The 10,587-nt window shown below is 69.3% G+C and carries 12 protein-coding genes and 1 tRNA gene; 12 read left to right on the forward strand and 1 reads right to left on the reverse strand.

Annotated elements, in window-relative coordinates:
• From D7X55_RS27605 to D7X55_RS27655, 12 genes are all read left to right on the forward strand, one after another.
• The coding region (locus tag D7X55_RS27605; protein WP_121724615.1) for a porin at positions 1-1,135 on the forward strand (1,135 nt) is incomplete at its 5' end.
• Between the two features lie 13 nt (positions 1,136-1,148).
• Positions 1,149-1,973: a phosphate ABC transporter substrate-binding protein gene (locus tag D7X55_RS27610; protein ID WP_120552612.1), complete on the forward strand. Its 825-nt coding sequence runs from the start codon at positions 1,149-1,151 to the stop codon at positions 1,971-1,973.
• A gap of 58 nt (positions 1,974-2,031) precedes the next feature.
• Positions 2,032-3,027 carry a phosphate ABC transporter permease subunit PstC gene (pstC, locus tag D7X55_RS27615; protein ID WP_199747175.1) on the forward strand — a complete coding sequence of 332 codons (996 nt, stop codon included), beginning with the start codon at positions 2,032-2,034 and terminating at the stop codon, positions 3,025-3,027.
• Positions 3,024-3,935: a phosphate ABC transporter permease PstA gene (gene pstA, locus D7X55_RS27620; protein WP_120552613.1), complete on the forward strand. Its 912-nt coding sequence runs from the start codon at positions 3,024-3,026 to the stop codon at positions 3,933-3,935. The genes pstC and pstA overlap by 4 nt, the downstream gene beginning before the upstream one ends.
• A gap of 52 nt (positions 3,936-3,987) precedes the next feature.
• Positions 3,988-4,731, forward strand: coding sequence for a phosphate ABC transporter ATP-binding protein PstB (pstB, locus tag D7X55_RS27625; RefSeq protein ID WP_120552619.1), 744 nt, complete (start codon positions 3,988-3,990; stop codon positions 4,729-4,731).
• A gap of 26 nt (positions 4,732-4,757) precedes the next feature.
• Complete coding sequence (gene phoU / locus D7X55_RS27630) at positions 4,758-5,444, forward strand: phosphate signaling complex protein PhoU (RefSeq protein WP_120552614.1); 687 nt, start codon at positions 4,758-4,760, stop codon at positions 5,442-5,444.
• A gap of 172 nt (positions 5,445-5,616) precedes the next feature.
• Entirely contained in the window at positions 5,617-6,072 is a 456-nt protein-coding gene (locus D7X55_RS27635) for a glycosyltransferase (RefSeq protein ID WP_233610104.1), read from the forward strand.
• Positions 6,021-6,254 (forward strand): hypothetical protein, encoded by a 234-nt coding sequence (locus D7X55_RS44825; protein WP_233610105.1) that lies wholly within the window; start codon positions 6,021-6,023, stop codon positions 6,252-6,254. Before D7X55_RS27635 ends, D7X55_RS44825 begins: the two co-directional genes overlap by 52 nt.
• Before the next feature lie 57 nt (positions 6,255-6,311).
• Entirely contained in the window at positions 6,312-7,145 is an 834-nt protein-coding gene (locus D7X55_RS27640) for a metallophosphoesterase (protein ID WP_255425039.1), read from the forward strand.
• Positions 7,146-7,240: 95 nt separating this feature from the next.
• The gene (locus D7X55_RS27645) at positions 7,241-7,624 is read left to right on the forward strand and encodes a response regulator (RefSeq protein WP_233610107.1); all 384 of its coding nucleotides are present in this window, start codon (positions 7,241-7,243) and stop codon (positions 7,622-7,624) included.
• Positions 7,625-7,711: 87 nt separating this feature from the next.
• Positions 7,712-8,995 carry a hemolysin family protein gene (locus D7X55_RS27650; RefSeq protein WP_120552620.1) on the forward strand — a complete coding sequence of 428 codons (1,284 nt, stop codon included), beginning with the start codon at positions 7,712-7,714 and terminating at the stop codon, positions 8,993-8,995.
• A gap of 121 nt (positions 8,996-9,116) precedes the next feature.
• A complete protein-coding gene (locus tag D7X55_RS27655; protein ID WP_121724616.1) occupies positions 9,117-10,214 on the forward strand; it encodes a glycosyltransferase family 4 protein in 1,098 nt (365 codons plus the stop codon).
• Between the two features lie 107 nt (positions 10,215-10,321).
• Here D7X55_RS27655 and D7X55_RS27660 read toward each other — a convergent pair.
• Positions 10,322-10,395 (reverse strand) — tRNA-Arg (locus D7X55_RS27660).
• Between the last annotated feature and the right edge of the window lie 192 nt (positions 10,396-10,587).

The following is a 10,587-nucleotide window of genomic DNA, read 5'->3' on the forward strand; positions in this document are numbered from 1 at the left end:
CCCGCCGGCCTCCGAGCCGCGCGCCAACGCCCCCACCGTCCCGGAGAGGTCGCCCTCCATCGACGAGCGGCTGACGGCGGACGAGCACCGCGTGGAGGCGCTGGAGGAGCAGAACACGGAGACGAAGAACGACCTGTCCGCGCTCAAGAAGCTGCGCTTCTCCGGCTACATCCAGGGCCGCTACCAGTACCAGCAGGACCTGGATGACAGCGGCGCGGGCGGCTACAGCCGCTTCGGCGTCCGCCGGGGCCGCTTGAAGGCCACGTACACCACGGACTGGTCGCAGTTCATGCTGCAGATCGACGCGGTGCCCGCGGGCGTCACGCTGCGCGACGCGGAGGCCACCCTCTTCGTCCCCGGCACGAAGCAGCAGCTGTCCGTCACGCTGGGCCAGATGAAGTGGCCCTTCGGCTACGAAGGCCCCCAGTCCTCCAGCGACCGCGAGTTCCCCGAGCGCAGCCGCGTGGTGCGCAACCTGCTGCCCAGTGAGCGCGACCGTGGCGCCAAGCTGAACGGCCGCTACAAGTTCCTGCGGCTCGCCGTGGGCATCTTCGACGGCAACGGCACCGACAGCGGCACCACCCAGGACAACGACAAGGAGAAGGACCTCATCGCCCACCTGGGCTTCGACCTGAAGTGGATCGCCGGTGGCGTCTCCGGCTGGTACGGCCACGACCTGGGCCGGCTGCCCACGGACACCTTCCGCCACGCGTACGAGCGCACGCGCATTGGCGCGGACCTCCAGGCCTACTTCGACGTGCTGCCCCTGGGCGGCACCTCCATCAAGGGCGAGTTCATCGCGGGCCGCACCTACGGCGCCGCCAACAACGCCACGCACCTGGATGTGCCCGCGCACGGCTGGTACCTGCTGCTGGTCCAGAACATCGGCCTCAACGACGCGGTGGCCGTCCGCTACGACACCTTTGATCCGCGCAACGGCCAGACGGACGTTGCCGCCGGCGAGGTACCGGGCGCAGACAACGCGGTGGACACGGTGGGCTTCGTCGTCCAGCACCACTTCGGGGAGAACCTGAAGGTCTCCGCCACCTACGAAATCCCCATGACGCACGCCGTGGCCCAGGCATTGGACCCGCACGACAACCTGTTCACCCTGCAGATGCAGGCCCGTTTCTAGGAGGAGTCACCTCATGAAGAAGACCCTGCTTTCCAGCTTCGTCGCCTTCGGGCTCGCCGTCCTCCCGCTCACCGCCCAGGCGGGCACCGTGACGGTGAAGGGTTCGGACACCATGGTCATCCTCGCCCAGCGCTGGGCGGAGGCGTTCATGAAGAAGAACCCCGCCACCAAGATTCAGGTGACGGGCGGCGGCTCCGGCACGGGCCTGGCGGCGCTGCAGAACGGCACCACCGACATCGCCATGTCCAGCCGTGAGATCAAGGAGGCGGAGGAGGAGAAGCTCCGCGCCCGCTACAACACCCCGCCCACCGCGGTGTCCGTGGCCAGGGACGGCGTCACCTTCTACGTCAACGAGACCAACAAGCTGGACGCGCTCACGGTGGAGCAGCTCAAGGACATCTACCTGGGCGACACCACGTCCTGGAAGGCCGTGGGCGGCGCGGAGGCCCCCATCGTCCTGTACTCGCGTGAGAACTCCTCCGGCACCTACGTGTTCGTGAAGGACCACGTGCTGGGCGGGGAAGACTTCGCCGCCGCCGCGCAGACGCTCCCGGGCACGGCCGCCGTCGTCAACGCGGTCTCCAAGGAGAAGAACGGCATTGGCTACGGCGGCGCCGCGTACGCCAAGGGCATCAAGGAGCTGAAGGTGAAGAAGGGCAACGAGGCCTTCGCGCCCTCGGCGGAGAACGTGAAGAGCGGCAAGTACCCGCTGTCGCGCGACCTGTTCTTCTACCTGCGCAACAAGCCCTCCGGTGAGGCCAAGGCGTTCATCGACTTCGCGCTGTCCCCCGAGGGCCAGGCCATCGTCACCCAGGTCGGATACTTCCCTGTGAAGTAGTGGGCGTCACACGATTGTCACCCGGCGCGAGGGTCCCATGTTGGATAGACAGGCCGTCATGCAGGAGCAGGACCTCGCGCCCCCGGTGGCGCTGCCCACGCTGTCGCCCGCGGCCCGGCGGCGCCAGCTGAAGGAGAAGGCCATCGCCGCGCTGATTACTGCGGTGGCCTTCACCGGCATCGCCGCGCTGGTGCTCATCCTCGTCTTCGTGGCGAAGGAGGCGCTGACGCTGGTGACGGACGCGGCGGCGCGCGAGGAGGCCAGCTTCTCCAAGATGTTCCTTCCGCAGCTGGTGCGGAAGGGCAAGCCCCTGGCCTACGTGTGGCAGCCGGTGTCCGGCGTGCCCAAGGTCAGCATGATTCCGCTCTTCGTGGGCACGCTGAAGACGACGCTCGTGTCCATGGTGGTGGCCGTGCCCCTGGGCATCTTCGGCGCGCTGTTCGCCGCGGAGTTCGCCCCGCGCCGCCTGCGGGAGGTGCTCAAGCCCACCATCGAGCTGCTCGCCGGCATCCCTTCCGTGGTGCTGGGCTTCTTCGCGCTGATGGTGATGGCGACGTTCCTCCAGGAGACCTTCGGCTTCACCTCCCGGCTCAACGCCGTGGTGGCGGGCCTGGGCCTGGCGCTGGCCATCGTGCCGGTCATCTTCACGGTGACGGAGGACGCGCTCACCGCCGTGCCGCGCAGCTACCGCGAGGCGTCCCTGGCGCTGGGCGCCACGCCCTGGGAGACGGCGTGGAAGGTGGTGCTCCCGGCGGCGGCCCCCGGCATCCTCGCCGCGTGCGTGCTGGGCTTCGGGCGCGCCATCGGTGAGACGATGATCGTCCTCATGGCCTCCGGCAACGCGGCCATCGTGTCCTGGAACCTGGGAGACTCCGTCCGCTCGCTGTCCGCCACCATCGCCGCGGAGATGGGCGAGGTGGTGGTGGGCAGCCCCCACTACGCGCTGCTCTTCTTCATCGGCGTGGAGCTGTTCCTCTTCACCTTCGTGCTCAACCTGCTGGCGGGGGTGTGGACGAAGAAGGTCATCCAGCGGCTCAAGGGAGGTGCGGGGTGAAGCACACCACGCGCAAGGTCGTGGGCCTGTCGCTCGTGTCACTCACGGGGCTGGCCGCGTTCGTCATGGTGGCCATGCTGGCCCTCATCCTCCTGGACGTCGTCCGGGGCGGCTGGAGCCACCTGTCCTGGCAGTTCCTCTCCCAGGCGCCCACGGACGGCATGATGGGCGGCGGCATCTTCCCCGCCCTCTTCGGCACCGCGGCGCTCACCCTGCTCATGACCCTGGCGGTGATGCCGGTGGGCGTCCTCACAGCGGTCTACCTGCACGAGTACGCACCGCCCTCCAGCATCCTGGCCCGCGTGGTGCGCGTGGCGGTGGCGAACCTGGCGGGCGTGCCGTCCATCGTGTTCGGCCTCTTCGGCCTGGGCTTCTTCATCCTCTTCGTGGGCAAGGGCCTGGACCACGCGCTGGGCTATGAGGAGCTGCACTGGGCCCAGCCGGGCATCCTCTGGGCGTCCCTCACGCTGGCGGTGCTCACCCTGCCCGTGGTCATCGTGTCCACCGAGGAGGCCCTGCGCGCCGTGCCTCAGGAGCAGCGCACCGCGAGCCTCGCGCTGGGGGCCACCCAGTCGCAGACGCTGGCGCGGGTGGTGCTGCCGGGCGCGCTGCCGGGCATCCTCACGGGCGCGGTGCTGGCCATCTCCCGGGGCGCGGGCGAGGTGGCCCCCATCCTCTTCACCGGCGCGGCGTACTTCCTGCCGGACCTTCCCACGAGCCTGAACTCGCAGTTCATGCACCTGGGCTACCACACCTACGTGCTGGCCACGCAGTCGCCGGACGTGGAGGCCACCCGCCCGCTGCTCTACGCCACGGTGCTGGTGCTGCTGCTGCTCACCTTCGCCCTGAACCTGGTCGCGGTCCTCATCCGCACGCGCACGCGCCGCAAGGCCGCGGCCGGCCACTGACGTTCGCCCTCCTCCGCCCATGCCCCTCTCCTCCGCCACGCCTCGCAACAAGATGGAAGCCCGCGAGCTCACCCTGCGCTACGGCAGCAAGGTGGCCATCAAGCAGGTGAGCCTGGCCATCCCCGAGCACAAGGTGACGGCGCTCATCGGCCCGTCCGGCTGCGGCAAGTCCACCTTCCTGCGCTCGCTCAACCGGATGAACGACCTCATCCCCGGCGCGAGCCACGACGGGATGGTGTTCCTGGATGGCCGCAGCATCCACGACCGCGCCCTGGACGTGGTGGACCTGCGCCGGCGCGTGGGCATGGTGTTCCAGAAGTCCAACCCCTTCCCCAAGTCCATCTTCGAGAACGTCGCCTATGGCCTGCGCGTGGGCGGCCTCAAGGACAAGACGAAGCTGGCCGCGCGCGTGGAGAAGTCCCTGCGCGGCGCCGCGCTGTGGGACGAGGTGAAGGACCGGCTGGAGGAGAGCGCCCTGGGCCTGTCCGGCGGCCAGCAGCAGCGTCTGTGCATCGCGCGGGCGCTGGCGGTGGAGCCGGAGGTGCTGCTCATGGACGAGCCCGCGTCCGCGCTGGATCCCATCGCCACGGCGAAGATTGAAGAGCTCATCCACGAGCTCAAGGCCACGTACACCATCGCCATCGTGACCCACAACATGCAGCAGGCCGCGCGGGTGAGTGACCGGACGGCTTTCTTCTACATGGGCGAATTGGTGGAGTGCGGTGCCACGGAGCAGATCTTCACCAACCCCCACGAGAAGCGCACCGAGGACTACGTCACCGGGAAGTTCGGCTGAACACCCGCGCGACGGAACAGGACGACATGGCGGCCACGCACACCGACAAGGCATTCGAGCAGGACCTGCGCAACCTGCGCGAGAAGCTCCTGGCCATGGGGGCCAAGGTGGAGACCCTCATCGCCCAGAGCACCAAGGCCCTCACCGACCGCGACTCGTCGCTGGCGGAGCAGGTGGTGGGCGCGGACCGCGAGGTGAACCGGCTGGAGGTCGACATCGACGACCTGTGCCGCCGCATCCTCGCGCTGCGCCAGCCGGCCGCGTCCGACCTGCGCCTCATCACCACGGCGCTGAAGATCGTCACCGACCTGGAGCGCATCGGGGACCTGGCGGTGAACATCGCCGAGCGCGCCATGGACCTGAACCAGGTGCCGCCGCTGGCACCTTATTACGTTGATACGCCGAAGCTGGCGGAGCTGGCGCAGCAGCAGGTGAAGAAGGCGCTGGACGCGTTCGTGTCCGGGGACGCGGCCAAGGCGGAGGACGTCCTCAAGGGGGACGACCTGCTGGATGCCCTCTTCCTGAAGATCTTCAACGAGCTGCTGGCGTACATGATGGAGGACTCGCGCAACATCCGCCGGGCCACGGCGTTGATGTTCATCGCGAAGCACCTGGAGCGCATTGGCGACCACGCGCTCAACGTGGCGGAGATGGTCATCTACATGGTGCGCGGCAAGGACGTGCGCCACCCGCGCAGCCGCGACCTGGAGTAACGGCTTCACCGGCGTGTCACGGCGAGTTGGCCGTCCCGCCGCCCCGCCGCCCCGGTCCCGCCTTGTGAGGCGTCTAGGGTGGCGACATGCTCATCGCCTCCAGCCTCCTCCTGGCCGCGTCCGCAGTGGGCCTCCTGGCCCTCCTCCTCGGGACGGCTACCTGGAGGAGATCGTGGCGGCCTTCGAGGACCCCTCGGTGGGCTGCGTGACGCACCCGGTGGCGGGCCTTGGCGAGAAGACCTTCGGTTCGCTCCTGGACAACCTGCACCTGTCCTCCAGCGCGGCGGCGGGGATGATCGCGGCGAAGCACGTGGCGGACCGCGACATCGTGGTGGGCAAGTCCATGGCGCTGCGCCGCGAGGACGTGGAGGCGCTGGGCGGCTTCTTCTCCGTGAAGGACGTGCTGGCGGAGGACTACGTCATTGGCCAGTGGGTGACGCGCAAGCTGGGCAAGCGCGTGGTGCTGGCGCACACCCCGTCTTCAACGTGTCGTTGCGCAAGAGCGTGGACGCCTTCTTCCAGCGCTACCTGCGCTGGAGCGTCATTCACCGCACAGCGGTATCGCCCTCCACGTACGTGGCGCAGGCGCTCCTCAACCCGGTTCCACTCGCGGCGCTGGGCGCGCTGATCCACCCGTCCGCGCTCACCGGCCTGGCCGCGCTGGCGGTGGCGCTGGGCAAGGTCTGGGTGGACGTGGCGGTGTTCCGCGCGCTGCGGCCGCGGCCGGTGACGTGGCGCGCCGCGCCCGCGGTGCTGGTGAGTGGATCCCCAGCAACGGGGTGGGGTGAACGACGCTGGCCCAACTTTTGACGAACCTTCGTACAGCAACCCTCGCCGCTCGAAGAACCGATGCCTATCTCCTTCAGCATGCCCTCCCTGAAGCTGGCGCATCTTTCGGATCTTCACCTTGACATGAGCCGCGAGAGCGACGCGTCCGCGTCCTCATTGGTGAAGGCCCTGACGGCGCAGGAAGTGGATCACGTGGTGGTGACGGGTGACCTCACGCACCGCGGCGCCCACGCCGAGTTCCAGCGCTTCCGTGAACACTTCGCGCCCTGGCTGGAGACCGGCCGCCTCACCTTCATCCCCGGCAACCATGACCGGCCCGGCGAGGATGTCGGCAGCGGGTTCATGGAGGGACGCAAGGTCCACACGGTGGAGACGGCGGGACTCTTCCTGGTCTGCGTGGACTCCACCGGTGAGCACAACCGCAACTATTTCCACAGCCACGGCGAACTGACGGAAGGCGTCGTGGACGAAGTGGACCGCGCGCTGGAAGGCGCACCGAAGGAAGCGCTGGTCGCGGTGCTGCTGCACCACCACGTGATGCCGCTGCCCCTGGAGAGCTTCCCGGAGTGGATCGCCACGAAGTGCGGACTGCCCCACGCGTCGGAGCTGGCGTTGGGAAGCCGACTGCTGGAGCGCGTGGGTGGCCGGGCGGACCTGGTGCTGCACGGCCACCGGCACATCCCCAGCGAGGCGGACCTGGGCACCCCGGGTGAGCGCGCCCTGCGCGTCTACAACTCCGGCAGCAGCACGGACCTGGGGCGCTTCCGCGTCTTCAACCACATGGCTGGCCGGCTGGTGGGCGAGCCTGCGTGGTGCCAGGCCTCACAGGCAGTGAAACCCCGGACGGCGGTCCACAACGTCAGGCCCGCACTCCAGTACCTCGTGGGCCAGCTGGGCATGGCGCTGTTCTAGGGCCTGCACGCCCGCTTGCCGGACGTCGTCGCGACGCACAGATGTCGCGAATGCCGCCGGGTCCCCGGAAGGTTCTCCCCAGGTCAGGAGGATGCTTGGGGCGACTCGCGGTGGATGACGGAGCGCGGAAGGTCCTGGTCGTGGATGACGACGCGGACTGGCGGGAATTCCTCCGGGTGAGCCTGGAGGACCTCGGCTATGAAACCACCGAGGCGGCGGACGGCCAGGAGGCGCTCGACTCGCTCAAGCGGGGCGAGCGCTACAAGGTCATGCTGCTGGACCTGAACATGCCGGGGATGAGCGGCCTGGAGGTGGTGGAGAAGCTGCCGCGCACGGCCACCAACCCGCGCATCGTCTTCCTCACCTCCGCGGCGGCCCAGGACGTGGGCAGCGCGCTCATGTCGGGTCCCCACTACTACCTGCCCAAGGGAGCGAGCCGCGACCAATTGTCGCTCCTCCTGCAGTCGCTGGGGGTGTAGGACGGGGGGGGTCCCCCGCCGACCTTCGCGGTGGGGGTGGATCCAGCCAGGAGGTCCGCCATCGTCACGGAGCTCATCATCATCCTGTTGCTGGTGCTGGCCAATGGCGTCTTCGCGGGCGCCGAGCTGGGCCTGCTGTCCGTGCGCAAGACGCGGCTGAAGGAGCTGCTGGAACAGGGCAGCAAGTCCGCGAAGGCCGTGTCCGCGCTGCGGGATGATCCGGAGCGGCTGCTGGCCACGGTGCAGATTGGCATCACGGTGATTGGCTCCACTGCGGCGGCCTTCGGCGGCGCGAGCATCGCGCAGCGGCTGGCCGGGGTGCTCTCCGGCCTGGGCGTGCCGGAGGCCACGGCGAGCCAGGTGGCGTTCGCGCTGGTGGTCGCGCTGGTGTCGTACCTGTCGCTGGTGCTGGGGGAGCTGGTCCCCAAGTCCCTGGCGCTGCGCTTCTCCGAACAGTACGCGCTGACCCTGGGCCGTCCGCTCAAGGCGCTGTCCTGGGTGATGCGGCCCCTGGTGTGGTTCCTCACCGCGAGCTCCAACGTGGTGCTGAAGCTCTTCGGGGACAAGACGAACTTCTCCGAGTCGCGCCTGTCTCCGGACGAACTCCTGCAGCTGGTGGAGGAGGCGTCGAAGCAGGGCACGTTGGATCCGCGCGCCGGGGAGATTGCCTCGCGGGCCTTCGAGCTGGGCGACTTGACGCTGGGCGAGGTGATGGTGACGCGCGAGCACATCGTCGCGCTGCGCCGGCACGCGAGCACCGACGAGATGCGTCAGGTGCTGCTGGAGCACGGGCACTCGCGGATGCCGGTGTACGAGGGCACGCTCGACAACGTCGTGGGCTACATCGTGGCCAAGGACCTGCTGGGCGTGGCCTGGGAGGGGCACCTCATCGTCCTGGAGGACGTGCTGCGCCCGCCGCTGTTCCTGGTGGAGTCCATGCGCGCCATCGCCGCGATGAAGGAGCTGCAGCGCCGGCGGATGCAGCTGGCCGTGGTGGTGGACGAGCACGGCGGCGTGGTGGGCCTGGTGACGGTGGAGGACCTGGTGGAGGAGCTGGTGGGGGACATCCTCAGCGAGTCCGAGACGCCCGAGGAGCTGGTGCGCCGCGAGGGTCCCACCATCGCGGTGGTGCAGGGCGAGGCGAGCCTGCGTGAGGTGAACCGCGCGCTGGGGTTGGAGCTGGAGGAGAGCGAGGACTACTCCACCGTCGCGGGCCTGTGCATCGCGCTGGCCGGGGGCGCCATCCCGGAGAAGGGCGCGAGGGTGTCCCTGCCGGACGGCACGGTGCTGGAGGTGGTGGAGGCATCACCGCGCCGCGTGCGCGAGGTGCGCGTCCACCTGCCGCCGCCGCCCGCGCAGCCGGAGGCGTGACGCCGGTCCCACCCCTTCGTGCGAATCCGGACGCTGCCCCGGGGGGCCGTTGGTGATTCCGCACCGGGCACCTATATGCCCGGAAGGGACGCACTGGCCCTGGGGAGGCACGCACAAGCGGATGCAGTCCTCGGCCCCACGCATCGCGTTCGCCATCGAGACGACGCTCGGCAACGCCGTGTTCCTGGACAACCTGAAGCGGGCGCTGGGGCGCCGCACCGACATCACGCCGGTGTGGCTGCCCATCGCCGAGCACGCGGATGACGTCTGGGAGCAGCTGCCGCTGGTGCGCTCGAAGCTGTCGGTGCGCGGGGGCTTGAGGGCGCGCAGCGCGCTGAACCAGGCCTTCGCCCTGGAGCCGGTGAGCGCCGCGGTGGTGCACACGCAGCGGCTGGCGCACCTGTCGCACGACTTCATGCGCCGGGTCCCGAGCGTCATCTCCACGGACGCGACGCCCAGCGGGCTGGAGGAATACCTGCGCTATTACGGCCTGCGCACGCAGCACGCGGGCTGGATGGGCCGGGCGAAGCACGCGCTGCACCGGCGCACGTACACGCTCGCGAAGGGGATGCTGTCCTTCTCACGCTTCACCAAGCGCTCCCTGGTGGAGGAGTACGGCGTGCCCGACACGCGCGTGCACGTCGTCTGGCCCAGCGTGGACACGACGCTGTGGCGGCCCGCGCCGGAGAAGAAGCCCCGGGACGGCGTGGTGCGGCTGCTCTTCGTGGGCAGCGACCTGGGACGCAAGGGCGGCCAGCTGCTGCTGCGCTGGGCGTGGGAGACGCGGCGGCGGAACTGGCGGCTGGACGTGGTGACGTCCACGCCCTTCAAGCCGCCGCCGGGTGTGCGCATCCACGTGGGCCTGCAACCCAACTCGCCGGAGCTGATTGGCCTGGCGCAGGCGGCGGACCTCTTCGTGCTGCCGACGCTGGCGGACATGTCGTCCTGGGCCATCGCGGAGGCGAAGGCCGCGGGTCTGGCGGTGGTGACCACGCCCGCGGGCGGCGTGGGCGAGTTGGTGCGCGACGGCGTGGACGGGCGCATCGTGCCAGCGGGTGACTACACGGCGCTGGCGCACACGCTGGACGCGCTGGTGCGGCGCCCGGAGACACTCGCGGCCATGGGGAGCGAGTCCCGACGCATGGCCGAGGAGCACCTGGACATGGACAGCACGTGCTCGCGGATGCTCGCATTCATCCGCCAGGTGACGGGCGTCTGAGCGGTCCATGCGCACGCGTCATCCCGCCCTCGGAGCTGGGAAGGCGCCAAAAGCAAAGGCCCGGAACCCCTGGGATTTCCCCCAGTGATTCCGGGCCCTTACATCTGCGCGCGATGCAGGATTCGAACCTGCGGCCTTTGGCTCCGGAGGCCAACGCTCTATCCAGCTGAGCTAATCGCGCAGAACCGCTTTCCGGTGCCGGAGGAGTAACCGAAGTCCATAGACGACGCAAGCACGCAATCCTGACCTGCCGCCTCTGTGTGATGGACTAGACCTGGGGGCATGAACCGCGCTCCCCTGCTCTCCGCCTGCCTCCTCGCCGCCTGCCTGGCTTGCACGGAGTCACCCCGGACGCCCGCGGCGTCCCCTGCCC

This window comes from Corallococcus sp. AB049A, assembly GCF_003668885.1.
Taxonomy (GTDB): Bacteria; Myxococcota; Myxococcia; order Myxococcales; family Myxococcaceae; genus Corallococcus; species Corallococcus interemptor.